Genomic DNA, 26,440 nt, shown 5'->3' on the forward strand with positions numbered 1-26,440 from the left:
GCCCCCTCCGATCGCGCCGGACCACCGCTGCTGACACGCGACGTCACGGATGCCGGGCGGCTATGACCCGAACTTCTTCCATTGCCCTTCGGAGACCACCTCGACCGAGCCGCCGACGACCTTGATGGCCGTCTGTTCGTCGATGGCGTAGGCCGGGACACCGATTTCGGCGGCCCACCGCTCTGCGGCCGCCAGGGTGTTTGTTGGGAAAGCGTCCAGGTGCGGGAAGATCGAGAAGTCGACGACTCCCAGCGTGCGGTCGTCCGGCGCGGACGGCCACTCGACGAAGTACGTTCCGATCCGGGGCGTCATCACCATGCTTCCGGCACTCACTCCCACCCAGACCGTGTCGGGCAGCGATGGCAGCAGATCAGCCAGCCCGGACTCCCGCATCCAGTGGCACAGGTAGGTCGCGTCGCCGCCGTCGACCAGGAGCACGTCGGCCTCCCGGACCCAGGGGACCCATCGCTCCGCGCCGATGGTGGGCAGCGCGGTGAGTTCGAGGACACCGAGCGACGCCCAACCCAGGCCGGACAGATACTGAAACGCGGGCTCGGCGGCTACAAAGCCCCGCACCGATTTCGGACCGCACATCGGGTGACCCCATTGTGCTGTCGGGACGCAGAGGGCGTGGCACTCGGCGATCGGCTTGCCGAGGAGCTGCACGAGCGCCGAGTGGATGCTTGGGTTCGTGACGCCGCCGGACGTGAGCAAGAGCTTCAAGGTGCCTCCAAATTCGCGCGCGGAAAGTGGATGTGTGCCTTAAAAGACTCGGGACGGTGCTGGAACTCATCGGCGGCGAAGCAACGCCTTCAGAGGTCCCTCAGGTCGCCGGGGTGCGATTGCCCACTACTCCTCCACCCGGTCCTACCCGCACAGCAGTACACCCGACCGACGCACGCAGGATCCGGATGTCGCGGCGACCGCGCATCGGCCAGATCCGCGCACACTCAGCGGCAGTTGAGCGCATCCGGTCGTGGCCCGCGTAAACGCTTCGCTGGAATTAGTGAGCGCCCCCAGGTGTTCGCTCTCCTTGATGCCCTATGCGCATGCCATGCAGAAGCGGGCGAACGGCCGCGCGGCGAGCCGTTCATCGCCGATCGGCTGCCCGCATCGTTCGCAGACGCCGTAGGTCTCCGCGTCCACCCGACGCAGCGCGTCGTCAACGTCGGCGATCCGCTCCCGCGCCCCGGCCAGCAGCGCGGTCAACTGGGCGCGTTCGAAGCCGATGGTGGCGCCCTCCGGGTCGTGCTCGTCGTCGGCATTCGAATCCCGCGATGCCAGAAACAGCGCCTCCAGATCCTGGGCCAGCGTCGCTGCCTCAGCCACCGCCCTCGCTCGCAGCCGCAGCAGTTCATCCCGGACCATATGTGCAGCCTAACGGCCTCCAGCCGGCACAGACAGGCCATGGAGGGGACGCGCACGGGTGGCGGCAAATGAGGATGCTGCTAACCCGCCTGTCATCTGACGAGACAGTCATCTCCGACCTCTCCCCTAGAACAGCGGTAGGGTCGTTCAGGGTGGATGGAACACCCGCTCGATGCCTGAAGCCCAGATCGAGCGGGTGTTCCTGTCGGCTGTCTACCGGCCGGGGTGGATCGGCTCGACCATCGCCCTAATCATGTCCGCCCGATGCTCCGAGTCGGAGGATAGAAGGACGATGACAGCTCCGGCCACAACTGCGCCGACGACGGCAACGCGAGTCAACGGCGACAGGCTCGACTGAACGGCTTCGATCTCCACGACAGCGTTTTCCAAGCGCACGGTCTACCCTCGACGACAATCCGTCTGGCGAGCATCGATGGGAACGGGCAGCCCTTTGACCACCGCACGCGCCCATCGGCCGTACGCCGACCGAGCGGCGTGACGTCGCGCAGGGCCCGACTCGCGCGGCTGGAACGGGCCAGGTGGGTCGCCGGGGCCTCGCGCGGGCGGGCAGCCGGTATCGAACTGAATCGTCACGAGGGCGAAGGGATCGTCATGGCAGGGACCCGGCAGATCCTGTTCATCCAGGGCGGCGGCGCGGGCACGCACGACGAATGGGACGACAAGCTGTGCGACAGCCTGAGGCAGGGGCTCGGGGACGGGTACCAGGTCCGCTACCCGCGCATGCCGGACGAGGACGACCCGAGCTACGCCAGGTGGAGCGCGGCTATCCGGCGTGAGATGGCCGCCCTGGACGGCGGAGCGGTCGTCGTCGGCCATTCGGTGGGCGCCACGATCCTCGTCAACACGCTCGCCGAGCGGCCGCCGGAGCAGGAGATCAGGGCGATCGTGCTGGTCGCCGCTCCCTTCGTCGGTGCCGGAGGCTGGCCCGGCGACGAGTTCGAGCTACCGCACGACCTCGGCGCAAGGCTGCCACAAGGCGTGCCGGTGCAGGTGTTTCATGGGCTGCAGGACGAGACTGCCCCACCGTCGCACGCTGACCTGTACGCCCGCGCCATCCCGCAGGCACAGCTGCACCTACTGCCCGGGCGCGATCACCAGCTGAACAATGACCTGAGCGAGGTCGCGAAGACGATCAGTTCTGACGACCTCAGATCCGCCACCCTGGAATAGCTTCGGCTGGCTCAGCCGTCCTGGATAAGGTCGTCCGCATGGCTGACGCTGTCGTGATTCCCGGCGGTAGGTTCGGACCGGGTGCTCCCCTGCTGATGTACGCCGGCGATGTGACGGAGCAGCGGGGCGCAACGGTGCATCGATACTCGTGGTCCGAGGAGTTCCCGAAGCCCGATCAGCCGGAAATCGAGAGCTGGGTTGGCCGTGAGGTGACTCCGCTGATCGACGCCGTCGGCGGTCGCCCACTTCTGATCGCCAAGTCGCTCGGCACGAACGCGGCAGCGATTGCGGCCGAAAGATCCCTGCCCGCCGTGTGGCTCACACCCTTGCTCACCCTGCCGTGGGTGACTGAGGCGTTGGGCCGTGCGACCGCGCCGTTCCTGCTCGTGGGTGGCACCGCCGACAAGGTGTGGGACGGTGACACCGCTCGCAGGCTGTCACCCCATCTGCTGGAGGTGGAGGGCGCGGATCACGGTATGTACGTACCCGGCCCGCTTACCGAGTCGATCGCAGTGCTCAGCCGAGTCGTGGTCGCCGTAGAGGAGTTCCTCGACGCGATCGGCTGGCCGAAGTAGGCCCTAGCCCCGCCGGCTGCTACCGGGTTCTGGACATTCCTCGCCACGCGTACACCGGTCGCGGCCTGAGTAGTGCAAGTTCATTGGGGCCCACCACCTGCGGCGATCACCGTCCGCCCCTCTATTAGGGAGGGCCGGGGTTTGGGGCGGAGCCCCGATCGGTTTGTGGCTAGAGCGCTTCGCTCGCTGGTGTTCCCGCCGGCGCTATGCGCGATACTTCTCGTCATGATCCGCCATGGCCTTGTGGAGTTCAGGCAGATCTCACACCCGTCCGAGATCAGTGCCAGCCAGACACGCGAGCTAGTTGAGTGCTGGATCACGGTGGCGAACACGGGCGGTGCGGTGGGTTTCGCGTTCCCGCCCGTCGGATTGGAACAGGTCGCTCCCGTGGCCGAGCGCCTGATCGCCGACCTGGACCCTCAGCGCAGCAGGCTCCTGTTGGCGGTGGTCGACGGGGCGCTGGCGGGTTGGCTGAACCTATCCCGTCACGTGGATCCGCTCGTGGCTCACTGGGGCACCGTCAACCGGGTCCAAACACACCCCGGTTACCGACGTCGCGGGATCGGCGCAGCGATGATGCATCGGGTTCGGCAGATCGGCCGTGACGAGATGGGGCTTGAACAGCTGCGCCTTTGCGCGCGAGGCGGCGTCGGCCTGGAGGACTTCTACGGTCGGCTCGGCTGGAAGGAAATCGGCCGGTGGCCCGGGGCGCTGCGGTTTGGCGCGGGCGACGGCCCGGCCGATGCCGGCCGGAGGTCGCCAGCAGGCCGGGGCCGGCCGGCGCGGCCCGCTTGCGGGCCGCCTTGATCCTTTAGAGGTCAATTCGGCAACGCGACGCGGACCAATCACGCTGCGTCACGCGGCGTCCGTTGTCCCACGGGACATGCTTGACAATCGCGTCCCACCAGATGCTTGACATGATCACATCGGCGCGGGTCCGGCTACATGGTGACCGCATCGAGGGACTGAAGGCGATCCGCTCCCCGCTCATTCGAGTTCTGTCACGTGGAGGCGTGTCGGCTCGGCTTTGGTCAGGGCCTTCCACCGTGCCAGTTCCTCTTCGTGAGAGCTCGCACTGGTCGCCTGGGCGATGGCGCCGGCGACATTCGAGGCGAAGGTGCCGCCACGTGTCAGGAGAGTCAGGGGCCAGGCAGGCGTGCTGGGCTCGCCTCGGTCAAAGGCGTACCAGTCCCAGGGGGCGTCGAAGCGCCATGCACGCTCGTGCTGGTCGACGAGCTCGTCACCGGCATGAAGGAACGAGTAGGGGCGGAATACGAGGTCGACCCGGATCGGGATGTCGTCGTCGGGGTCGATCTCGTACCCCTGTTCATCGAGCCTCGGATCCTGCGACTGGCCCTCGGGTAGGACTACGACGTAGGTGCGTGGCCGCGGGAGCCGTCCGGTCTCCAGCGGGGGGTCGAAGTGCTGGACCTCGGTGATGTGGACCAGGGCCGGCGGTATCCCGACCAGGCACTGGTCGCCCGGCTGAAGGCCATCGGGCGCCGGGTCCGTCCGGAAGAGCTCTTGCCCCCAGTCGTGACTCCCGGGGCGACGCGGGAGGGCCACATCCCCGTTCCACCTGATCCATTCGCACTCCGAGTCGGCCTTCCACCACGGCCACCGCACGAAGACGTCACTTCCTGACGTGCCTGTCACCAGCGCTGGGGTGTACGGGCAAGAGAGCCTCAGAACGTCGCCAGTGCGAAAGATTGCCTCCACAGGCCCTTCCTCCCCGGATGCGGCGCGCGGTCGCTCCCCAAAGTCGAACTGCCGACTCTAGGCTCAACGTCAAACATGTGCTGGGACGGATCGCCCACTCGCGTCCCACCACATACTTGACGGACGGGCGGTGCTCAACTGTTGAGGCCGGTACCCTGCGCCGATGCCCGTCCCCCACAGCCTCCGCGAGCGATTCCGTGATCCGGCCTTCTGGCAGACGTTCTTCTTCGACGCGGAGGGTGCCACCCGAGTCCCGGATGCCACCGTTGAGCTTTCCGTAGGTGACGGTTGTCATCTGGTGCTTGAAGTGCAGGGCCGGTATGACTCCTACGAGCTCGGTATCCGCACCCCGCTGTCGGACGGAGTTCGCAGCATCGGCTGGGACGACATGGCTCACTGGCACCCGTTCGCGCTCCGGTGGTGGGAACTCGACCTGATCTGCCGCGCGGTAGCTGCCCTCGACCCACTGATGCCGCACCCTGGTCCCACGCTGGTCCTGCTCTCGCGCTTCGTCAGCGTCCAGGACGACGATGACATCGAGCAGGTCACCTCGACCATGCACACGGCGTTCGAGTCACTGCGCCCGGCCGGTTGGGTCGGTTACTGGCCGAACGTCACCGACTGGCTGGCACGCCGCGACTTCCGCGGACGCGGCCTCTCGTGGACCCGCGACCAGTCCGGCAACCTCTACGCCGTCCAAGACGAAGACAGCGACTACCCCTTCTACAGCATGCGCGGCGAGCCCGCCGGCGACCCAGCGGGCTTCCCGTACGAGGAATGGCGGAACCTTCTCGTAGCAGCTGGCTGCACACTCGGCGTCTAGGTCGAAGGTCAAGCATGTCGTGGAACGCGAGCGCAAGCACGTGTTGGGACTAGACAATCGCCGACGCCTCTGTGTCCGATCGGGCACGGCAATGCCTGTCTTGTGCCATACCGGTCTGTGATCCGGGGCGGGTATCACGATCGTCTCGAACCACAGCGTCACGAGGTCCTTGGGCGGCCCGGAGCCCGGGCCGATCCGAGGTTGAGGTACTCAGCGCCTGGTCTCGTACCTGGTCAGTACCACGCCCTGAGGGAACGTCCGGGTCTCCACCAGGGTCAGGTTCACCCAGTTGTCCAGGGCCGCAAAGAACGGCGTGCCGCCACCTACCAGGACCGGATGGGTGACGATCGCGTACTCGTCGATCAGCCCGTCCCGCATGGCCGCTGCGGCGAGTGTGGCACCGGCGATATCCATGGAGCCGCCGTCCTCGGCCTTGAGCCGGGTGATCTCGGTGACCGCGTCGCCGGTGACCAGGCGGGTGTTCCAGTCGACCGTTCTGGTCGTCGAGGAGAACACCACCTTCGGCATGTCCCGCCAGCGGCGGGCAAACTCCATCTCCGCCGGTGTGGCACCCGGCTGCTGGTCGGCGGTCGGCCAGTGGGAGCTCATCGTCTCCCACAGTTTGCGCCCGTACAGCGCCGTGCCTGTCGCCGCCACCCGGTCGGACCACCACTGGAACAGCTCGTCGCTCGGCACACTCCAGCCGAGGTCGCCGCCGGGCGCGGCGATGTAGCCGTCCAGGCTCAGGTTCATGCCGTAGCTCAGTTTTCGCATGGTGTCAGCCTCCCGTGAGTCGGTACTCGGCGTACAGACCAGCACGGCGCGGAAGAATCATCGGTCAGGCCACACCGAGGGCCACATCGCATGGTGGCAGGAGCGAATGGACCAGGCCTTCGCGACGAGCTTCAAGGAGTTGGGCACGTTTACGCCCTGCTTTGCCGGTGCCGTCTCGCTCAACGACTTGGAATACGACTGGCCAGCTGGCTTCGCGCGATTCGAAATTCAAGCTCGCAGCCCTGGCCGCATCTGGTTGTCATCCGGCGAGGCGGCGCAGGTGTCGATGCTGCTCGGTCCGTCAGGTCTTCAGCCGCTATTGAGACATGGTCTGGGCAGACCCTGCCGCCCGCTCCGCGGCAGAAGCGGACGTTCACTCGCTAGGTGAGTCACCGCTACCGCTGCTCCGCGCCTTGGCGACGCCGACTACGGTCAGCACTAGCCCGATGAGGCCGAGACCTCCGTAGCCCAACCAGACCAGCCCTGATGTCCTACTGCCGGAATCGAAGGCTACGCGCAGTAAGAACCCGAAACCGAAGAGGCTCAACGTGGGTAGACCTGCCGCGAGCCACCGGTTGGGCGGTGGTTTCTCCGTCCAGACTTTCCGCCAGGGGATTCGCACAGCTCTCATCTTCGCTGTCGTAGCCGCGCTTGTCTTCTTGCTCCCCAGCGTCCTGACGTAGCCACGACGCCCTCAAAGCGGCAGATCCGGTAAACGACAGAGATCGAGAACGGTTCGGGAGGCGAACACGCTGTAGTCCGTCCGCGGGGCTCGTCGCCGCGGTCCAGCAAGGTCTCGGGGCATCTTGGTCATCAGCAGGACAGGGACGTGGCAAATATCCTTCACCCGTTGGGGTAGGTGACAACCGGCTCCGCTTCCGGATCGGAATACGCCCAATGGGCGCCCGGCTGAGCCTGACGGGTGAGGAGCGCAACTGACGGCTCCGACAGCGGCCGGTAGGGCAACTCATGAAGCAAGCGGCTTGCTTCTTCGACGGGGAACCAGCGGGCCTCCTGAATCAGACCATCTGGGTCGCGGACGTGCAGGGTCGGATCCACCACGTCGACGGTGAAGTTCCACACCCGGCTGACGGTGACTGCTCCGGTCACCGCCGCCGTGCCATGAAGAACGAGGTCCGCGGTTGCGACCACCAGACCTGTCTCCTCGGCCAACTCTCGGCAGGCGCCCTCAAACGGCGTCTCGTGGTCCTCGATCCGCCCGCTCGGGATGTTCCAGTAGGGGCCGCCCCACCGTGGGTACTCCTCGTACACGAGAACGACTTTGTCGTCGTGATGTGCGAGAACACCGGCGTACCGGGACCGACTCATGCTTGGCACGGGGGCCATTCAACCTCACCTCAGCACCGCGCACGGGCACGGGCACGGGCACGTCACAGCTTTCACTATCTGCGGCAGATGTGCCCACCGGCTCAAGCAGACGCTGGATGGCATCCCTGATCCTCTGGCTCCGCGAACCCGCCAGGCGATCACCTGTCACGCACGGCCAAGGCCGGCTCGCGCACCATGAACACGTCCACCGGATCCTCGGTCTCGAGTGTGAATCCGTGCCGCTCGTACAGGTGCCGGGCCGGACTGCCCTGCAGTACGTTCAGCCGAACCAGGATGCCATCGCGGTCGCACTGCTCCAGCAGCCCGCGCAGCAGGGCCGTACCGAAGCCGTTGCCCTGCAGGTGCGGGGCCAGGTAAAAGTGCTCCAGCCAGTGGGCGTCCTCGGCCGGCCGCAGCGACACACAGCCGGCGAATGCGCCGCCCACCTCGATAATCCAGGTGTGCGCCGGCACGAACCCGTCCCGCAGTCGCTGCCGCACCCGCTGCTCGTCGTACCGCCCGAGCCGCTCCAGATCCGCCCGCAGCACCACAGTCCGCAACTCGGCCACCGCCTCGACGTCCGCCACCGAAGCCGGCCGAATCTCCCAGTCCGCCATGATCGCCAGACTACCGAGCCAAGCTTCTCCGCCCGCCGCACCGGGCTGACCCCACGCGGAGTCTCGGCCCACCTGACGCGGCTCGTGACCGCTGGCCTCGTCACTCGGCAGCGGGCCGGGCGTCTGGTTTTCTACGTGCGTAGCCCGCGAGGCGACGCGCTCCTCCGCGACTGATCCGGCTGATACACGAGCGACGTGGCCCAGGCGATTCTCGTTCCACCCGACGTCCGCAAGTCGGTCAGATGCCCACGACGCAGCCACCCAGGACTCTCACCGCCATGGTCGGGTATCCGCTCATCGGCATGACAGGACGTTTCGTCAGCGGCCAACCTGCCGCCTCTAGGTCTCTGGACCTGTCGCACCTCTGCGTGTCCATACCTGATGGCACCACTGCTGGTCACAACGCGAGGGCGGCCAGCTCGGTGCGGCTGGTGATGCCGAGCTTCGGGTACGCCTTGTACAGGTGGTACGCGACCGTCTTCGGGCTGAGGAACAGCTGCGCGGCGATGTCCCGGTTGGACAGCCCCGTGCCGGCGAGCCGGGCGATCTGCAGCTCCTGCGGGGTGAGGTCGGCGGCGGCCGACGCGGCGGGTTGCGGGGCGCGCAGGCCGGTGGCCTCCAGCTCACCGCGCGCCCGGGCCGCCCACGGCGCCGCGCCCAACTGGTCGAACGTGTCCAGGGCGTGGTGCAGGCGGCCGCGGGCGTCGGCCTTGCGCCGGGCGCGGCGCAGCCACTCGCCGTACAGCAGTTCGGTGCGGGCCTGTTCGAAGGGGCGTCCGCCGGCCTTCAGCGCGAGCAGGTAGTCCTGCTCGTCGCCGGAGAGCAGCGCCCGGCACCGGTACGCCAGCGACGTCGCCCACGGCTGGTCGACCCGCTGCGCCCAGGCCGAGAAGCGGGTGTACGCCTGCTCGGCCTGCTCGGGCACGCCGGCCCGGACGGCCGCCTCGACCAGGTCGGGCACGCTGCGGTACGCGCAGACCTGGTGGGCGTAGGGGTTCTCCTGGAGGGCGGCGAGTCGGGTCACGGCGGACTCGGCGCGGCCCTGGCCGAGGTCGAGCAGGCCCAACGCCCAGAGCGTCCAGGCCCGGCCGCCCGCTTCGGCGCCCGCCGCGGCGCCGTCCAGCGCCGAGGCCACGAGTTCCTGGCAGCGTGCCTCGTCGCCGGCCACCGCGGCCAGCACGGCCTGCACGGCGAGCAGTTGGCTGACCCAGAGCGGCTGGTTGCCGTCGCGGGCGACCCGGACCGCCTCGTCGAGGCTGACCGCGGCGTCGCGGTGCCGGCCGTGGAAGAACTCCGCCTCGGCGAGGAAGAACAGCAGCGTGGGCAGCAGCCCGAGGACGCCGTCGGCCCGGCAGCGGGCGACCAGGCCGGAGGCCAGCTCGTAGGTCTCGGCGTCCTGCCCGGCGACGAAGCCGAGCCCGCAGAGCTGCACGCGGTCGCGGGGTTCGACGCCCACCTGGGCGGCTACCGCGGCCAGCGGCAGCGGCCGGCCGCGGACGGCGGCGACCTGGTAGCGCGCCACCGGATGGTCGAGGGTCGCGAGCTGGTCGAGGCAGGCGCCCAGGTACGGCTCGCCGAGGTACCAGGCCGGGTGGAACACCGCCACCAGCAACGCGTCCCGCTGTCCGGGGTCGAGCTGCGCGCCCTGGCTCATGAGGTCGTACGCGGTCTGGTGGCCGCCCTGCCAGAACCAGGCGTGCCCTTCGACCCAGGCGACGCGGGCGTGGAAGGCCGGCTCGTTCACCAGGCCGGCGGCCCGCTCGGCGAGCCGGACCGCGTTGTCGAGGTGCCCGGACTGGAGGCCGCTCTCGGCGGCCGACAGCAGCCGGCGTGCCTGGGCGGCGGCGTCCCCGCTCAGTTCGGCGGCGCGCTCGAACGCGGCCAGCGCCGCCCCGTAGCCGCTGCGCGCGCGGGCCTGCTCGGCGGTGCGTTCCAGGGTGGCGGCGACCTGCTCGTCCGGGCCGGTGGTGGCCGCGGCGAGGTGCCAGGCCCGCCGGTCGGCGGTGTCGGGCGTGGTGAGCACGTCCGCGAGGGCGCGGTGCGCGGCGAGACGTTCCGGGTACGTGGCGGCGGCGTGCACGGCGGCGCGGACCAGCGGGTGGCGGAACCGCAGCCGCCGGCCGGTGACCTCGACGAGCCGGGCCTCCTCCGCCGGCCGCAGGTCCGCCGGGTTGCCGCCGAGGGGGGCGGCGGCGCGCAGCAGGACGTCCAGGTCGCCGGTGTCCTCGACGGCGGCGACGAGCAGCAGCGTCCGGGCGCCGGCGGGCAGCCGGTCGACCTGGCCGTGGAACGCCGCCTGCAACCGGTCGGTGAGCGGTAGCGGGCCGCCGGCGTCGCCGGCCCGGACGACGCCGGGCAGCTCGATCAGCGCGAGCGGGTTGCCCTGCGCCTCGCCGAGCACCCGCATCCGCACCTCGGGGGCGAGCTGCGGGTCGAGCAGCTGGACGGCGTCGGCCGGCGCGAGCGCGCCGACGGTGAGTTCGGGCAGGCCGGGGGCGGGAAAGACCCCGTCCCGGGCCGCGAAGATCATCACGACGCCCTCGGCGTGCAGCCGGCGCGCGGCGAACAGCAGCGCCTCGGCGGAGACGCTGTCCAGCCAGTGCGCGTCGTCGACGAGGCAGAGCAGCGGACCGTCGTCGGCCAGGTCCGCCAGGAGCGACAGCACCGCGAGCCCCACCAGCAGCCGGTCGGCCGGGGCGCCGCCGCCGAGCCCGAACGCGGAGGCGAGCACCTGCCGCTGCGGCGCGGGCAGCCGGTCGAGGCGGTCGAGCGCCGGCCGGACGAGCTGGCTCAGCCCGGCGAACGGCAGCTCGGCTTCGAACTCGGCGGCGCTGGCGCGCAGCACGCGCAGCGGCCGGCCGGTGGGCGACGTCAGCTCGGCGGCCCAGTCCAGCAGCGCGGTCTTGCCGATGCCCGGCCCGCCCCGCAGCACCAGCGCGGCGCTCTCCCCCGCCCGGGCTCGCGCCACCAGCGCCGCGATCCGCTCCTGCTCTGCTGCGCGGCCGTGCAACATTCCTTGGACCCTACACAGGTACGCGGTACCTAAGCGCTACCGATTCCCGGCCGCCGGATCGTCCCTAGCGTCGTGGCCATGGAACTCATCGAGAAGTACCTCACCGCCTGGAACACCACCGACGCCGCCGCCCGCCGGGCCCTCATCGACGAGGTGTGGGCGGCCGACGGGACGTACACCGACCCGCTGGCCTCCGTCGCGGGCCGCGACCAGATCGACGCGCTGATCGCCAGCGTGCAGCAGCAGTTCGCCGGGCTGCAGTTCAGCCTGGCCGGCCCGGTCGACGCGCACCACGACCTGGCCCGGTTCACCTGGACCCTGGGCCCGGCCGGCGCCGAGCCGATCGTCGTCGGCTTCGATGTCGCGGTCATCGCCGACGGCCGGATCGCCACCGTGCACGGCTTTTTGGACCGGGTGCCGGCATGACCGTCCTGAGCGCGCGGCCGGTGCGGGTCACCGCACCGGCCGCGCGGCCCGGCGCTTTCCTGCCGGTGCTGCTGATCTCCACGTTCATGACCGCGATCGACGCGTTCATCGTCAACGTGGCTCTGCCGGCGATGCAGCGCGACCTGGACGCCGGCCCGGCCGCGCTGGAGTGGGTGGTCGCCGGCTACGTGCTCGCGGTGGCCGCCGGCCTGATCACCGGCGGCCGGCTGGGCGACCGCTACGGTCGCCGCCAGGTCTTCGGGCTCGGCGTGGCGCTGTTCACCGCGGCCTCGGTGCTGTGCGGGCTGGCGCCAACCGTGGGTGTCCTCATCGGCGCCCGGGTGCTGCAGGGGCTCGCGGCGGCGCTGCTCATGCCGCAGGTGCTGGCCATCGTGCGCACCAGCGTCGCGCCGGCCGAGCAGCCGAAGGCGATCGCCCGGTACGGCCTGACCATGGGCCTGGGCGCCGTCTTCGGCCAGTTGATCGGCGGCCTGCTGATCAGGGCGGACCTGTTCGGCCTGGACTGGCGGCTGTGTTTCCTCATCAACCTGCCGATCGGGGTGGCCGCGCTGGCGCTGCTGCGCCGGGTGCCGGAGTCCCGCCACCCGGCGACCCGGCTCGACCTGGCCGGCGTGGTCCTGGTGAGCGCCGCGCTGGTGGCGCTGGTGCTGCCGCTGGTGGAGGGGCGTGAGCAGGGCTGGCCGCTGTGGACCTGGTTGAGTCTGGCCGGCGCGGCGCTGCTGTTCGCGCTGTTCGCGGCGACCCAGCGGCGCAGCGCGCAACCCCTGGTGGACCTCACGCTGTTCCGGGAGCGGGCGTTCTCGGTGGGGCTGGTGGCGACCCAGGTGTTCTGGATGGGGCAGGCGTCGTTCTTCCTCGTCCTGGCGCTCTACCTCCAGGTCGAGCGGGGCCTGTCGGCGCTTCAGTCGGGCGTCGTCTTCATCGCCATCGGCGCCGGCTACCTGGCCACCTCGACCTACGCGCACCGGATCGCGGCCCGGCTCGGCCGGCAGGTGGTCAGCGTCGGCGCGTTGGTGATGGCGGTGGGCCTGTACGGCATGTGGCAGGCGGCCGGGCACGGCACCGGCTGGCTCGTGCCGGGGCTGGCCGTGGACGGCATCGGTATGGGCATCGCGCTCGCCCCGCTCACCACCACGGTCCTCTCGCGGATCAACCCGCGGCACACCGGCGCCGCCGCCGGGGTGCTGGCCACGGTGAACCAGACCGGCAACGCGGTCGGGGTGGCCCTGATCGGCATCGTGTTCTACCGGGCCGCGGATCTGACCGGCGGGTTCCGGGCCGGGCTGGTCGCGCTCATCGTGCTGGAACTGGCGCTGGCCGCCGTCATCCAGCTGCTGCCGAGGCGATGACGCCGTACGCACCGGCCGCCGTCTCATGGGCCGGCGGCCGGTGGGCCGCTCCCCCACGGCGGTCTCCCGGCGGGGCGTTCCCTCGGTCAGGCGGACACCGGGCCGCGGGTGGGGGCGTCGCGGATGGCGAGTGCGGCCTGGACGAGCGCGGCGTGGGTGAGCGTCTGGGGATAGTTGCCGAGGTGGGCGCGCGTCGCGGGGTCCATCTCCTCGGCGTAGAGGCCGAGAGGGCTGGCGAGGTCGAGCAGGGTCTGGAACAGCTCGACGGCCTCGCGGCGGCGCCCGGTGCGGGCCAGCGCCTGCACGAGCCAGAACGAGCAGGGCAGGAACGCGCCTTCACCGCCGGGGAAGCCGTCCCGGCCCGGCGGGTAGCGGTAGAGCAGCGGACCGCCGGCGGAGAGCCGGTCCCGGATGGCGTCGATGGTGCCCCGCACCCGGGGCGAGTCGGCGCTGTCCAGGTCGAGCAGCGGCAGGACGAGCAGGGCCGCATCGAGGTCCTGGGTGCCGTACCCGCGGACGTAGCAGCCCGCCTCGGGGTCGAAGCCGCGCGTCCGGACCTCGGCGGCGATCGCGTCCCGTGCCTCCTGCCAGCGCCGGCGCTGGCGGTCGGGCAGCGGATGGGTGTCGGCGATGCGGAGGGCGCGGTCCAGTGCGAGCCAGCCCATGAGCTTGGAATGGACGTGCTGGGTGGGCTCGCGGACCTCCCAGATGCCGGCGTCGGGCTCCTGCCAGCGACGGGCGACCACGTCGGCGAAGCCGCGCACCGCCCGCCACGTCTCGCTGTAGAGGCGCTGTCCGGCCTGCGCGAACGCCCAGGCCGCGTCGACCACCCAGCCGTAGCCGTCGAGCTGGTGCTGGCCCGCGGCCCCGTTGCCGACCCGTACGGGGACGCTGGCGAGGTAGCCGGGCCAGCCGGGCAGGTCCCGTTCCGCCGGCACGTGGCGGCCGTGCAGGGTGAGCAGTGCGGGCAGGCGTGGTCGCTGCAGCCGGCTGGCGTGCAGCAGCCAGGCGAGGAAGCCGTGGGCCTCCTCGGGTTTGCCGACACTGAGGAAGGCACTGACGCCGATGCTGGCGTCCCGGGGCCAGACGTAGCGGTAGTCCCAGTTCCGTACGCCGCCGGGGTCCTCGGGCAACGACGTCGTGGGCGCCGCGACCGGAGCCTGCGAGGGCGAGTAGGTCAGCAGCCGGATGGTCAGCAGGCTGCGGACGACGGCCTCGCGGAAGGGCAGCGACCCGTCGATCTCGGTGGTCCAGTCCCGCCACCGGTTCTCGTCCTCGACGAGCAGGTCCCAGGCCGCCGCCGGCTCGACGTGGATCAGCGGTTCGCGGTGAGCGACGGCCAGCACGAGGGTGACCGGGCTACCGGGCCGGACCGTGATCGGGGTGGACCGTCCGGTCTCGACGGCGAGCGCGGGCGCGCTCGACAGGGAGACCGCGACCGACCCCCACGAACAGACCAGGGCCTGGCGCCGGTGGTGGATCCGCGGCCGGCGGTGCAGGGCGCCGAGGCGGGGGTCGAACTGCACGACGGCCTCGACCGCCTCCTGCTCGGCCGACAGCCGCCGCACCAGCAGAGTCGTCGGCAGCAGCCGCCCTTTGACCTCGGTCACCATGCCCTCGGTGAGGGTGAGGCGGCCGTCGCCCACCGCCCAGGTCGTCTCCAGGGTGGCGGTGTGCTGCCGGTAGCGTCGGTCGACGACCGTCGCCGGCCGTGCCGGTCCGACCCGGAACGTTCCCGCTTCCGGGCCACCGACCAGCCGGCCGAACAGCGGCTCGCCGTCGAAGCGTGGCACGCAGAGCCAGTCGATCCCGCCGTCACCGGCCACGAGGGCGGCGGTGCGGGTGTCGCCCAGCAGCCCGTAGTCGCTGATCGGTGCCGGGCGTCGGGCGGGAGCCAGGTCGGTTCCATTAGTCATGAAGACCGCTCCGTCACGAGTCGGCGACCATCAGTCGGCCTGGACGAGCAGTCCGAGGACGATCCCGTAGATGACGTGGATGACGACCGCGACCGCGGGAGTCTGCACGCCGTAGTTGACAGCGAGCACGCCGGGCGGCTCCAGCACGGCCGTGCTGGTGAGGCCGGCCCGCTGCGAGGCCATGCGGGGGTGGACACCCGGTAGCAGCGGCAGGAGCACCGTCAGGGCGATGCCGACGTGCAGCAGCCCGAGCAGCGCACCGATCCACCAGGTGGCCCGGTGCAGCAGGGCGAACGTGGCCGCGTAGCCGAGGGCGAAGCCCTGACCCGCGCCGAGGTGCATGAAGAATCCGACGACCCGGGCCCGGTCGGGATCCTCGGTGACCAGGGTCCCGAGCACCAGGGGAAGGTCGAGGCGGGTGAGGCCGGCCAGTTGGGCGGTGATCAACGCCGCGGTGAGCGCCGCGGTGGCGACCAGTCCGAACAGACCCCATCCGGCCCAGTCCATGTCAGCGATGGCTGACGTCGTGCGTGTTCGCTGTCGGCCCGGCAAGCCCTCCGGCACGGGCGGATGTTCTCGCTGTCATGGGTCCATCCTCAAACGGAAAACAGAAGGCCCTACGGCTCTGGTCAGGGCGCGCCTGGCACCAGCAGGGCCACCGTGGCCGCTCCGGCTTCACCATAAATCAACCGGCCGGGCACATTTGCCTGCTTGTCGAGGTACGTGCAGGGCAGTGACACGGCCACCTGATCGATCCGCTGTCCGGGCCGCAAAACGGGTCGCGGGAAAGCTGAGGTGGGCCGTAGCATCGACGGGCCGGGGCGGCTCCCAGGTGCGCTTCCTTCTCCTTTCTTCGACTGAATGCAGCGTGCCGACTCTCCGCCCCGGCATCTGTCTGCCGCAGCGGCGCCGACCACCGGCGCACCAGGTCGAAGGAGGACGCCGCTGATGGACGCGCTCGCCACGATCCTGCTGCGCCGGGCCGGCGCGGTGGCGCTGCCGTCGCCGGCAGCCGCACGACCCGCCGACGGCGACGCCTGGGTGGCCAGCCTCGAGGCCGACCTGGCCGCCACGGGCTGGCTGCTCGACGCGGCGATCCGGCGGCGGTTCGCCCTGCTCGACCCGGTGACCCGGATGCGCTGGGCCGACTTCGTCTGCGCGGTCACCGCCGAACTGGTCGGCGCCGACCGGGAACACGTGCCGCTGTTCCGTAGCTTCCCGGACACTCCGGCCGACCCGGACCGGCTCTACGTCGAGCGGCTCATCGTGCACCTGCTGCAGACCGACGCGGCACCGTGCGTCCTGTGCGGAGCGGAGGGCCGGGTCCACGCGCTGGACCCCTGCGGGCACCTGGTGTGCGCGGACTGCTTCGACGCCGACGCGTACACCGCCTGCCCGATCTGCGGGCGACGGCTGACGGCCGGCAACTCCTACCTGCCGCTCGTGGCCGAGGCGGCGCCGCCGACGTCGGCCACGGCACCGCCGGTGCGGCTGCGCCGGCTCACCCTTGACCACTCCCCCACCGGCACCGCCGTCCGGCTGCGGGACGAGCTGGTGGGGCGGCCCACGGCGCTCGGCGAGGGCGACCTGGCCGACCTGCGGACACTCGTCGCCGCGACCGCGCCGGACCGCCTCGACTGGCTGCCGGCGGTGGTGCCCGCCCGGGAGACCCTGGCAGTGGTGGTCGCGGAGGCGCTGCACCGCACGGCACTCACCGCCGCCCACGAGCGGGTGCTCGCCGAGGCCGCCACCCGCTGGGACACCGCCACCGACGTCGCCCGCGCGCTGTGGGCGTACTCGGGCGGAGATCCCGGCCTCGTGTTGCCGCGGCGACGCCGCGACAACGCGCCCTCGGAGGCGTACCGGCCGGTCGACGAGCCGGCGGTGACCGTCGGCACGCCGCGGGTACGCGCGCTGCCCCGGCCGCTGCGCCGCACGGTGCTCGCCTTCCTCGGGTCCCTCGACCTGCCCACCGCGGCCGAGGACCTGGCACGCCACCCCACCGTCTGGAAGCGGCTCGCCGAGCGACTGCACCCCTACGAGTGGGTCACCGCGTACCCGGACGCGGCGGTCGCGTTCGCGGCGCTGCGCGGCACCCGCGCACCGGCGGGAGGCGCGCTGGGCACCGCGATGGTCGCCGCCGGTGAGCGCGCCCCGGAGCGGCTGATCCTGTCCCGGCACACCGACGGCACCGTGTCGCTACGGGTTCGCACGTTCGCCGCACTGGTCGAGCAGGCGGTGGCCGAGGGGGACGCCGCCGGCGCCGCCGCCCTGCTCGTCCAGCGGCCCGGCGACCTGTGGCGGCGGCTCGACCACCTGCTGCGCCTGGCCGGCGACGACCCGGACGCGCAGCGCGTCGTGCTGGCCGCCGCGCGGCAGGTCGCGCCCCGGGTGTCGCCGACCGTCCTCGCCGACGCGGCCGCCGCGCTGACCGGCCGCGACGCCACGGTCGCGGTCGTGGAGGCCGTGGAGGTGGCCGCCGACGCGTCGATGGCGGAGGCCGCGCAGGCCGTCGGGGCCCGGCACGTCGGCACGGTCGGGGCAGCCCTGGGGCGCGCGCTGGGGCTGCGGACACGGCGGCCGGCCGGCCCCGTGCCGGCTCGGGGCGCGGAGCCGGGCACGCCGCGACGCACCTTCTTCCCCAGGGGGGACGTGGTGCGGGCGTGGAGCGCGCCGGAGCAGCGCCGCCCGCTACCTGCCGAGGCGATAGCCGAGATCCGCGCGGGCGTCGACGCCGAACTGGTCGAGCGCGCCGGCGGGTTGGACCGGTTCGACGTGGCCGTGCTGGACGCCGCGCTGGGCCGGGTGCCCGCCCCGCGACGCGACCGCGCGGGCTCCGCGCAGCTGACCGGTTGGCCGCGGGGCAGCGTCCGCCACCTGCCCGACCTGGACGTGCTGCGGCTCTTCCTGCACTGGACGGACGGCGAGAAGTTCCGGGTCGACCTGGACCTGTCCTGCGCGTTCTACGACCGGGAGTGGACGCCGCGCGGCCACTGTGACTACACGCGCCTGCGGTTCAAGGGACGCGCCGCCATCCACTCCGGTGACCTGACGTCCGCACCGCCGCCGCTCGGCGCCACCGAGTTCCTCGACCTCGACCGGGCCGCGCTGCTGTCGGCACGGGTCGAGTGGGCCGTACCCGTGGTGTTCAGCTACAACGACGTGCCGTTCGAGGCGCTGGACGCCGCGTTCGCCGGCTTCTCCCTGCCCGAGCGGGGTGGCCGACAGTTCGACCCGGCCCGGGTCGTGCAGCGATTCCACCTGCGCGGCGACGCACGGTCGCTCGCGCCGCTGGTGGTCAACGTGCGTACCGGCCAGGTGATGTGGATCGACGCGAGCCTGTCCACCGCCGGGTACGGTCACAACGTGGGCGGGTACGGTGCCCGGCTCGGCCGGCTCGCCGCCGACCTGTGGGAACACTTTCACGCCGGCATCCGGCCGACCCTGCTGGACCTCGCCGCCTGGCACGCCTCGGCACGGGCCGACCGGATCGTCGTCGCGCACGCGGACGGCACCACCACGCAGGTACCGGCCGGCCGCGGCGCCGAGACCGTGGCCGCGGTCCGTGCGGCAGCCGCCAACGATATGGGGGACGGCGCCTCGCCGCAGCCCCGGGCCGGGAAGGCGTTCGTCGCGACGGTGGACCAGGACCGGCTGACCGTGCTCTTCGACGGCGAGGTGGCCGACGGCTCGGCCGCCCTACTGCTCGACGGACCGGCTGGGCCGCCGTGGACGCCGGTCTCCGCAGCGGACCTGGCGGCCGAACTGGTGCCCCGGTAGCCGCCGCACCGGCATGGGCCCGGACCCGTACCGTGGGGCGGTGGCTACATTCGCGCGAATGCCGATCACCTCCCGGGCGGTGCGGCTGCTCATGCCGGTGGCCGCGCTGCTGTTCCTGGGTCTCGCCCTGCTGATCCGTGTCGTCGACGACGGGGCGCTGCGGCAGTACTCCGGCACCGCGCTGTACGCGTCGATGGTCTGGGCCGGGGTGCTCTTTCTGTGGCCCCGGATGGCGCCGGTGCCCGCCGGGACGCTCGCCACCGTGTTCTGCTGGTTGGTGGAGTGCGCGCAGCTCACCGGGGTGCCGGCCGAACTCTCGGCGCGGAGCCTGGCGGCGAGGCTGGCGCTGGGTGTGCAGTTCGACCCCGTCGACCTGGCCTGGTACCCGGCCGGCGTGGCGCCTCTGGTCGTGCTGCACCACCTCGTGCGCGCCCGACGCCGCACGGCGTCACCGGCGGCATGCCCGGTTGACGCCCACCCGTAGCACGCGGCCAGCTTCGCCGCGCTATGCGGGGCGCTTCGCCGCCAGGCCTGTGCACCGCTGCGCGGTGGCGAGCTTGTCGAGGATGCGCCGCTTGCCGACCCCGGTGGCCGGCACCGGCTGGCCACTGCCGGAGACCGTCGCCGGGACGAACTGGCTGTCCACCACCGTCCGGCCGCGCACGACCAGTTTCAGCACGCCGGAGTCGGTGCTGTGCGACGTGGCGTACCAGAGGAAGTTGCCCAGCCCGTAGTGCACGTAGGTGCGGCCCAGCCAGCCGTCGGCCAGCAGCGTGTGCGCGTGCGCGCCGACCACGATGTCGGCGCCGGCCTCGGACAGCCGCCGGGCGAACGTCTTCATCTCCCCGGTCGGGCACGAGTTGCCCTCGACGCCCCAGTGCATGAAGACGATCACCAGATCGGCCCGCTCCCGCGCCGACCGCACCGCGGCGGTGGCCCGGACGGGATCGAACGCCATCGCCACGCCCGATCGGCTGTCCGTCGCCCGCCACGACCCGGCCAGGTCGTGCACCTGGGACATGCCGAGCACGGCGATCCGCAGCCCTCGGACCGTGGTGAACCAGGGCGCGTACGCCGCGTCGGCGTCGCGGCCCGCGCCGAACACGGGGAACCGGGCCTCCCTCGCCGCGTCGTGGGTGTCGGCGAGCCCCTGCCGGCCGTAGTCGAGGATGTGGTTGTTGGCGATCGACGCCGCGTCGACCCCGGCCGCGCGCAGCGCCGCGAAGGCGGTCTTCGGCGCCCGGAAGTGGTAGGTCTTCGGTTCGGGGGTGCCCCGGTCGGTCACCGCCGTCTCCAGGTTGACCAGCGTGACGTCGGCGTCGCGCAGCGCCGACGCGATCGGCCCGAAGGCCGTCTCCGGGTCGTCGAGCAGACGCAGAGTGCGGCCGGTGAAGTGGACGTCACCGGCGAACGCCAGCCGCACCTCGGCCGAAGCGCTCGGCACGGCTGTGCCGCTGGCCGACGGCGTCGGACCCGACGTGGCCCCGCGCCAGACCGGCGCCGGGTCGGCCGTTCCGGCAGCGCAGCCGGCCAGCCCGAGGCAGACCGCGAGGGCCGTCAGCGCCGCCAGCGAGGCACGCGCCGTCCTGCCGATCACCCGGCCGAGGGTACGCGCAACGGCCGACGCCCGGTGACCCGTCGGCCGATGGTCACGCATGATGCAACGATGGCCTTATGCCGCGCGGCGGCTGGCCCGGATCGCGCGGCGCCGCGCCGACCTCACCGTGCTGAACCCGACCGCGATGGCGCCTTCCTGGCCTGCTAGTTCTGGCTGGTCGACGCCCTGCACAACATCGGCCGGGTTACGGACGCAGCACTAGAATGCGCGTCCGTGACGAACGAGACGCAGCAGACCCGCCGCGTCCGCGACCTCGGCGTCGTCGTCGGGCCGCTGCCGACCGGACCGCACAACGCCATCACCGACGTCGCCGGCGTGCTGGTCGGGCACACCACCGTCGACGACGGCGCCGACCTGCACACCGGCGTCACCGCAGTGGTGCCGGCCCGCCTCGGCCCGCCGCGGTGGGCCCTCCCCGCGGCGGTCTGGACCGGCAACGGGTACGGCAAACTGGTCGGCTCGACCCAGGTGGACGAGCTCGGTGTCCTGGAATCCCCGATCGTCCTGACCGCCACGCTGTCGGTGTTCCGGGCCGCGGACGCCGTGGTGACCCACCTGATGCGACGCCGGCCGGACGGCCTGTCGTTCAACCCGCTCGTGGGCGAGACCAACGACGGTCACCTCTCGGACATCCGTCGGCGCCCCGTCACCGAGCGGCACGTGCTCGACGCCATCGACCGGGCGTCCGACCAGCCGCCGGCGGAGGGCTGCGTCGGGGCCGGCACCGGCACCACGGCGCTGGGCTACAAAGCGGGCATCGGCACCTCGTCCCGGGTGGTACGGGCGGCGGACGCCCCGGCGACCGTCGGCGCCCTGGTGCAGGCCAACTTCGGCGGTGTGCTGACGGTGCTGGGTGTCCCGCTGCCGATCGACGAGCTCGTGCCGCAGGCCGACCGCACGGAGCCGCCCGGCAACTCGTGCATGATCGTGGTGGCCACCGACGCCTCGCTGGACGCCCGGCAGCTCGGGCGGCTGGCCCGCCGGGCCGTGTTCGCCATGGGCCGGGTCGGCGCCGCGTACGCCAACGGCAGCGGCGACTACGCGATCGCGTTCAGCACGGCGGAGCCGGGCCGACCGACCATTCCCGACGCTCACCTCGATCCGGTCTTCGCCGCCGTCCTGGACTCGGTCGAGGAGGCGCTGCTCAACTCGCTCTTCGCCGCCACGACCACCCGCGGCGTGGGCGGTCGCGTCAGTCACGCCGTACCGCACGAGGCGGCCGTGCGGCGGTTGGCCACCGCCGGCCGCCTGCCCGGAAGCGGTGCGCACGGCTCCCCCGACCCCCACCATCCACCCGGCTTCCCCACCGCCCCACTGAGCCACCGGCGCGGTGACCTGCCCGCATCAGCTCAGCTCAGCCGCCTTGCGCAGCAGCACTGAGCGTTCGCGCTGGTTGGGACACAGCCGGGCCGCCAGCTCCAGTTCGGCGCGCGCCTCCGGTCGCCGGCCGAGCCGGGCCAGCAGTTCACCGCGAACGGTCGGCACCAGATGCGAACCGGCAAGCCGGTCCGAGGCGATCAGCTCGCCCACGATGGCCAGGGCCTGGGCCGGACCCGAGGCCATGGCCACGGCGACGGCCCGGTTGAGCTCGACCACCGGCGAGGGCGCGACGCGGCCGAGCGCCTCGTAGAGCACCACGATCCGGTCCCAGTCGGTCGCCTCGACCGAGGGCGCCGACGCGTGGGCGGCGGCGATCGCGGCCTGCAGGCCGTAGGGGCCGAGGCCGCGGGTCGACGCCCTGGCCAACGCGGCCGACCCGCGGCGGATCGCCGCGACGTCCCACCGCCGCCGGTCCTGGTCCTCGAGCAGGATCGGCGAACCGTCCGGGGCGGTCCGGGCCGGGAAGCGCGCGGCCGTCAGCTCGAACAGGGCGAGCAAGCCGTGCACCTCGGGCTCGTCCGGCTGCAGCGCGGCCAGCGTGCGGGCCAGCCGGATCGCCTCGTACGCGACCTCGGGGCGCAGCAGCCGGTCGCCCGACGTGGCCGTCGACCCCTCAGTGAAGATCACGTAGAGGACGCTGAGCACGGCGCTCAGCCGCTCCCGGCGCTCGCCGGCCGCCGGCAGCTCGAACGGCACCCGGGCCGCCGCGATCGTCTTCTTGCCCCGGGTGATGCGGGCCTGCACGGTCGGCACCGGGACGAGGAACGCGCGAGCGATCTCCGCGCTGGACAGGCCACCGACCACGCGCAGGGTCAGCGCCACCCGGACCTCGGGAGAGAGCACCGGGTGGCAGCTGATGAACATCAGCGCGAGCACGTCATCGTCGATCCGGTCGGGATCGACCTCCTGGTCGACCGCCGGGCCGACCGTCAGGTCGGCCGCCAGCAGGGCGTACCGGTCGTGGAGGGTGGTCCGGCGGCGGATCGCGTCGACGGCCCGCCGCCGGGCCGCGGCCATCAGCCAGCCGGCCGGATTGGCCGGGGAGGCGAGCGGCCACGACACCAGCGCCTCGGCCACCGCCTCCTGGGCCGCGTCCTCGGCCAGCCCGAAATCGCCGGTGAACCGGGTCAGCGCGGCGACGATCCGCGCCGACTCGATCCGCCAGACGGCCTCCACGCCGGCCGTGTCCATCAGGTCCGGCCGTCGCTCTCACGCCTGGCCAGGTCCGTGGCCGTCACTTGTCGACCTGCGGGACCTCGTCGCTCCCGGGCACCCGCCGGACCTCGATCTTGGATCCGCGGGCCGCCGGGACCCGCTTGGCCCACTCGACCGCCTCCTGCTTCGAGGCGACGTCGAGCAGGAAGAAGCCGCCGAACAGTTCCTTGGTCTCGCCGTACGGCCCGTCCGTGACCACCGGGGCCTCGCCGCTGAAGTCGACCACGACGCCCTGGCCCGGATCGTCCAGCCCCTCGGCCGCGAGGAGAACACCGGCCTTCACCGTCTCGTCGATGAACTGGCGGGTTGCGGCCATCATCTCGTCGATGTCGGCCATCATGGCCGCGTTCGACTCGTCGGTGCCCCGCATGATGAGTAGGTACTTCGGCATCGCGTTCTCCTCGTTCGGCGGCGCCGCCTCTCGGCCCTCGCACCCTAACGTCGAACGAGCGGCCCGCGGATCGACACGACACCGGAGAAATCTCGCCGCGACCGGGCGCGGGAACGGGGTGCGTTTGCCTGGGTACGCATCGGGCATTCGCGCTGCGGACTGCGGGGACGCATCGATCGACAGCCAGGGGGCGTACCGGGCATGCGGGGCAGCATCGCGGTGAAGCCGGCGGTGACCGGCGGCGAGTCGGCGGGGCTGGCCGACGTGGTCTGGGAGAACGCGCGCCGGAAACCGGACACCGTGCAGTTTCTGCGACCGGACCCGGACATCCGGTCATGGCCCGCACCGCCCGGACATGCGGGCGCGGTGACCTGCCGACAGTTCCGCGACGACGTGCTGGCGTTGGCGCGCGGGCTCGTCGCGGCAGGGGTCGAGCCCGGCGCCCGGGTGGCCCTGATGAGCCGGACCCGCTACGAGTGGACCCTTGTCGACTACGCGGCGTGGACGGTCGGCGCGGTGACCGTTCCGGTGTACGACACCTCCAGCGCCGAACAACTGGCCTGGATCCTGGCCGACTCCGGCGCGGTGGCCTGCGTGGTGGAGACATCCGCGCACGCCGAGATGCTGTCCGGCCTGCGGGACCGGCTGCCCGGGCTGGGGCAGGTGTGGCAGATCGGCGCCGGCGACCTGGTGCAGGTGGCGGCCCGCGGCCGGGCCGTCGACGACGAGCAGGTCGAGGCCCGCCGTGGCGCGGTGTCGGGCGCGGACATGGCGACGATCGTCTACACCAGCGGAACGACGGGCCGGCCGAAGGGCTGCGTGCTGACACACCGCAACATCGGCCTTGACGTCGGCAACGCGGTCGCCGCCCTGCCGGAGTTGTTCCACGAGCGGGCGTCGACAGTACTCTTCCTGCCGTTGGCGCACGCCTTCGCCCGGATGATCCAGGTGGGCATGGTGCGGACCCGGGCGACGATGGTGCACAGCGCCAGCATGAGCGGCGTCATGGATCAGCTTCGCCGGTACCGGCCCACGTTCGTCCTCGCGGTGCCACGCGTGTTCGAGAGGATGTACAACCGGGCGCAGCAGAAGGCCATCGAGAAGCACCAGGGTCGCCTCTTCGCCGTCGCCGACCGGGTGGCCGTGCGGTACAGCCGGGCCCTCGACCGCCCGTCCGGCCCCGGACGGATGCTCCGGCTGGCGCGGCGAGTCTTCGACCTGCTGGTCTATCGGAAGCTGCGGGCGGCGCTCGGCGGACGATGCCGCGTCGCGATCGTCGGCGGCGCCCCGCTCGGCGAGCGGCTCGGGCACTTCTTCCGCGGGGCCGGCCTGACTCCGCTGGAAGGCTACGGGTTGACCGAGACCTCCCCGGCGCTGGCGGCGAACCGGCCGTCGGCCATGCGGATCGGCACGGTCGGCAGGCCACTACCGGGCGTCGAGTTGGCGATCGCCGACGACGGGGAGATCCTCGCCCGCGGCGACGTCGTGTTCCAGGGCTACTGGCACAACCCGTCCGCCACCGACGCGGCGTTCACCGCCGACGGCTGGTTCCGCACCGGCGACCTCGGCAGCCTCGACGAGGACGGTTATCTGCGCATCACCGGACGCACCAAGGAGATCCTCGTGACCGCGGCCGGCAAGCACATCGTGCCGGCGCCGATGGAGGATCGGATACGCGCGCATCCGCTGGTCAGCAACTGCATGCTCGTCGGCGACGCCAAGCCGTACGCCGCCGCGCTGATCACCATCGACCCGCAGGCCTGGCAGCGGTGGCGGGCCGCGCACGGCCATCCGCACGCCTCGGTGGCGGAACTGCGCGACGACCCCGCCCTGCGCGGCGAGATCCAGGCCGTGGTGGACCGGGCGAACAGCTCGGTCTCCAAGGCGGAGGCGATCAAGACCTTCCGCATCCTGCCTGACGACTTCACCGAGGCCAACGGCGAGCTGACTCCCACCCTGAAGATCAAACGGGAGGTGGTGGAGCAGCACTGCGCCGCCGAGATCGAAGCCCTCTACGCCGGCCACTAGGGCCGCGGGTTGACTCTTGATCGCTGCCGAGCCTGCTGGTTGGCTGACCGGCATGACCGGCCTCGGACCCGTCGCCTGGCCGCCTGCGCCGATCCGGACCGGGCGGCTCGTGCTCCGTGAGTCCGAGGCCCGGGACCGTGCGGCGTTCGTCGAGCTGCTGGCGTCGCCGGAGGTGCACACCTACCTCGGCGGCCCCCGCCAGCGTGACGAGCTTGTGCGCGAGCTGCCCGAGGCGCCCGCGCGGTGGCCGGGCAGTCTCGTCGTCGACCTCGACGGGGCGATGATCGGCCGGATCCTGCTCCGCAGAGCAACGGAGCACCGTCGCCCGACCGCCGTGGGCAAGGTCGACCTCGGTTACCTGTTCCTGCCGCGGGCGTGGGGATTCGGGTACGCCGCCGAGGCGTGCGCGGCGGCACTCGACTGGTTCGACGGCGTCCTCCCCGGCGAGCCGGTGGTGCTCACCACCCAGACCGCCAACGTCAGCTCGATGCCCTCGCGGCGAAGCTGGGGTTCACCGAGGTGGAGCGGTTCCGGGCCTGGGACGCCGAGCAGTGGCTGGGCCTGCGGTCCCCGGTCACGCGGCCTGGGTGAACTCGGTCAACGTCGTGCGGTTGACCGGCACGCGAGGCTACCGACTCCGCCGGCAACCGCAACGCGAAGGAACCACTTTCGTCGTTTCAGGACGGAAGTTTGGTTGGAACGGATGAAAGCTATAGACACATCGCCATGTCTTTTGTAGCGTCAGCCAGGTCAATGGCGTTTCGCCGCGGTTAACCGCCAGGTCGCCGCCGACCGATCGCCACCTGTCCCCTATCCCAGTCCGCCGGCCCGTTCCCGAGCACGCCCGCCCAGTGGCGCCTGCGTGGTGACGGGCGACTCCGCCATGCCCGCAACAGGTCCACCAAGG

Annotated in this window: 23 protein-coding genes; 11 read left to right on the plus strand and 12 right to left on the minus strand. The window is 71.8% G+C overall.

The window, feature by feature from the left end; translation table 11 throughout:
* Window positions 1-60: 60 nt before the first annotated feature.
* Window positions 61-723: a Type 1 glutamine amidotransferase-like domain-containing protein gene (locus FXF50_RS05405; RefSeq protein WP_148426090.1), complete on the minus strand. Its 663-nt coding sequence runs from the start codon at window positions 721-723 to the stop codon at window positions 61-63.
* 318 nt (window positions 724-1,041) lie between these two features.
* Complete coding sequence (locus FXF50_RS05410) at window positions 1,042-1,368, minus strand: TraR/DksA C4-type zinc finger protein (RefSeq protein ID WP_148426091.1); 327 nt, start codon at window positions 1,366-1,368, stop codon at window positions 1,042-1,044.
* Window positions 1,369-1,980: 612 nt separating this feature from the next.
* Between FXF50_RS05410 and FXF50_RS05415 the strand changes: the two genes are divergently transcribed.
* The 3 genes from FXF50_RS05415 (at window position 1,981) to FXF50_RS05425 (ending at window position 3,941) form a co-directional block, all read left to right on the plus strand.
* Window positions 1,981-2,559 carry an alpha/beta fold hydrolase gene (locus FXF50_RS05415; RefSeq protein WP_148426092.1) on the plus strand — a complete coding sequence of 193 codons (579 nt, stop codon included), beginning with the start codon at window positions 1,981-1,983 and terminating at the stop codon, window positions 2,557-2,559.
* A gap of 38 nt (window positions 2,560-2,597) precedes the next feature.
* Window positions 2,598-3,134 (plus strand): alpha/beta hydrolase, encoded by a 537-nt coding sequence (locus FXF50_RS05420; RefSeq protein ID WP_148426093.1) that lies wholly within the window; start codon window positions 2,598-2,600, stop codon window positions 3,132-3,134.
* A gap of 225 nt (window positions 3,135-3,359) precedes the next feature.
* Window positions 3,360-3,941, plus strand: a complete 582-nt coding sequence (locus FXF50_RS05425; protein ID WP_148426094.1) for a GNAT family N-acetyltransferase — start codon at window positions 3,360-3,362, stop codon at window positions 3,939-3,941.
* 180 nt (window positions 3,942-4,121) lie between these two features.
* Here FXF50_RS05425 and FXF50_RS05430 read toward each other — a convergent pair whose 3' ends face one another.
* Entirely contained in the window at window positions 4,122-4,853 is a 732-nt protein-coding gene (locus FXF50_RS05430) for a hypothetical protein (protein WP_148426095.1), read from the minus strand.
* Between the two features lie 163 nt (window positions 4,854-5,016).
* Here FXF50_RS05430 and FXF50_RS05435 point away from each other — a divergent pair, with 163 nt between their 5' ends.
* Window positions 5,017-5,676 carry a hypothetical protein gene (locus tag FXF50_RS05435; RefSeq protein ID WP_148426096.1) on the plus strand — a complete coding sequence of 220 codons (660 nt, stop codon included), beginning with the start codon at window positions 5,017-5,019 and terminating at the stop codon, window positions 5,674-5,676.
* Window positions 5,677-5,886: 210 nt separating this feature from the next.
* On the opposite strand, the gene FXF50_RS05440 is transcribed toward FXF50_RS05435, so the two are convergent.
* From FXF50_RS05440 to FXF50_RS05455, 4 genes are all read right to left on the minus strand, one after another.
* Window positions 5,887-6,450, minus strand: coding sequence for a dihydrofolate reductase family protein (locus tag FXF50_RS05440; protein ID WP_148426097.1), 564 nt, complete (start codon window positions 6,448-6,450; stop codon window positions 5,887-5,889).
* Window positions 6,451-7,293: 843 nt separating this feature from the next.
* Window positions 7,294-7,797 carry an NUDIX hydrolase gene (locus FXF50_RS05445; RefSeq protein WP_148426098.1) on the minus strand — a complete coding sequence of 168 codons (504 nt, stop codon included), beginning with the start codon at window positions 7,795-7,797 and terminating at the stop codon, window positions 7,294-7,296.
* A 140-nt stretch (window positions 7,798-7,937) separates the two neighbouring features.
* Window positions 7,938-8,396 carry a GNAT family N-acetyltransferase gene (locus tag FXF50_RS05450; protein WP_148426099.1) on the minus strand — a complete coding sequence of 153 codons (459 nt, stop codon included), beginning with the start codon at window positions 8,394-8,396 and terminating at the stop codon, window positions 7,938-7,940.
* A gap of 397 nt (window positions 8,397-8,793) precedes the next feature.
* Complete coding sequence (locus FXF50_RS05455; RefSeq protein WP_148426100.1) at window positions 8,794-11,409, minus strand: helix-turn-helix transcriptional regulator; 2,616 nt, start codon at window positions 11,407-11,409, stop codon at window positions 8,794-8,796.
* A 78-nt stretch (window positions 11,410-11,487) separates the two neighbouring features.
* On the opposite strand from FXF50_RS05455, the gene FXF50_RS05460 reads away from it, so the two are divergent.
* Both FXF50_RS05460 and FXF50_RS05465 read left to right on the plus strand, forming a co-directional pair.
* Window positions 11,488-11,835, plus strand: a complete 348-nt coding sequence (locus FXF50_RS05460; RefSeq protein ID WP_148426101.1) for a nuclear transport factor 2 family protein — start codon at window positions 11,488-11,490, stop codon at window positions 11,833-11,835.
* Window positions 11,832-13,205, plus strand: coding sequence for an MFS transporter (locus FXF50_RS05465; protein ID WP_148426102.1), 1,374 nt, complete (start codon window positions 11,832-11,834; stop codon window positions 13,203-13,205). The genes FXF50_RS05460 and FXF50_RS05465 overlap by 4 nt, the downstream gene beginning before the upstream one ends.
* A gap of 86 nt (window positions 13,206-13,291) precedes the next feature.
* Here the strand turns inward: FXF50_RS05465 and FXF50_RS05470 are convergent, their stop codons facing one another.
* Together FXF50_RS05470 and FXF50_RS05475 are read right to left on the minus strand one after the other, a co-directional pair.
* Window positions 13,292-15,121: a glycoside hydrolase family 15 protein gene (locus FXF50_RS05470; protein WP_148426103.1), complete on the minus strand. Its 1,830-nt coding sequence runs from the start codon at window positions 15,119-15,121 to the stop codon at window positions 13,292-13,294.
* A gap of 30 nt (window positions 15,122-15,151) precedes the next feature.
* Window positions 15,152-15,628 (minus strand): hypothetical protein, encoded by a 477-nt coding sequence (locus FXF50_RS05475; RefSeq protein ID WP_148426104.1) that lies wholly within the window; start codon window positions 15,626-15,628, stop codon window positions 15,152-15,154.
* Between the two features lie 441 nt (window positions 15,629-16,069).
* Here FXF50_RS05475 and FXF50_RS05480 point away from each other — a divergent pair, with 441 nt between their 5' ends.
* Together FXF50_RS05480 and FXF50_RS05485 are read left to right on the plus strand one after the other, a co-directional pair.
* Entirely contained in the window at window positions 16,070-18,901 is a 2,832-nt protein-coding gene (locus FXF50_RS05480) for an MXAN_6230/SCO0854 family RING domain-containing protein (protein ID WP_148426105.1), read from the plus strand.
* Between the two features lie 58 nt (window positions 18,902-18,959).
* Window positions 18,960-19,385, plus strand: coding sequence for a DUF2809 domain-containing protein (locus FXF50_RS05485; protein WP_148426106.1), 426 nt, complete (start codon window positions 18,960-18,962; stop codon window positions 19,383-19,385).
* A 21-nt stretch (window positions 19,386-19,406) separates the two neighbouring features.
* Here the strand turns inward: FXF50_RS05485 and FXF50_RS05490 are convergent, their stop codons facing one another.
* Window positions 19,407-20,498 (minus strand): CapA family protein, encoded by a 1,092-nt coding sequence (locus tag FXF50_RS05490; protein ID WP_148426107.1) that lies wholly within the window; start codon window positions 20,496-20,498, stop codon window positions 19,407-19,409.
* 234 nt (window positions 20,499-20,732) lie between these two features.
* On the opposite strand from FXF50_RS05490, the gene FXF50_RS05495 reads away from it, so the two are divergent.
* The gene (locus FXF50_RS05495; protein WP_255509903.1) at window positions 20,733-21,899 is read left to right on the plus strand and encodes a P1 family peptidase; all 1,167 of its coding nucleotides are present in this window, start codon (window positions 20,733-20,735) and stop codon (window positions 21,897-21,899) included.
* On the opposite strand, the gene FXF50_RS05500 is transcribed toward FXF50_RS05495, so the two are convergent.
* Both FXF50_RS05500 and FXF50_RS05505 read right to left on the minus strand, forming a co-directional pair.
* Entirely contained in the window at window positions 21,864-23,090 is a 1,227-nt protein-coding gene (locus FXF50_RS05500; protein WP_187399543.1) for an RNA polymerase sigma factor, read from the minus strand. The two genes, FXF50_RS05495 and FXF50_RS05500, sit on opposite strands and share 36 nt — an antisense overlap.
* Before the next feature lie 43 nt (window positions 23,091-23,133).
* Entirely contained in the window at window positions 23,134-23,505 is a 372-nt protein-coding gene (locus tag FXF50_RS05505) for a YciI family protein (RefSeq protein WP_148426108.1), read from the minus strand.
* Window positions 23,506-23,706: 201 nt separating this feature from the next.
* Between FXF50_RS05505 and FXF50_RS05510 the strand changes: the two genes are divergently transcribed.
* A complete protein-coding gene (locus tag FXF50_RS05510) occupies window positions 23,707-25,533 on the plus strand; it encodes a long-chain fatty acid--CoA ligase (protein WP_148426109.1) in 1,827 nt (608 codons plus the stop codon).
* A 16-nt stretch (window positions 25,534-25,549) separates the two neighbouring features.
* Window positions 25,550-26,272: a GNAT family N-acetyltransferase gene (locus FXF50_RS05515; protein WP_222866004.1), complete on the plus strand. Its 723-nt coding sequence runs from the start codon at window positions 25,550-25,552 to the stop codon at window positions 26,270-26,272.
* Window positions 26,273-26,440: the final 168 nt, after the last annotated feature.

This window comes from Micromonospora sp. AP08, assembly GCF_008085935.1.
Classification (GTDB): Bacteria; Actinomycetota; Actinomycetes; order Mycobacteriales; family Micromonosporaceae; genus Micromonospora; species Micromonospora chersina.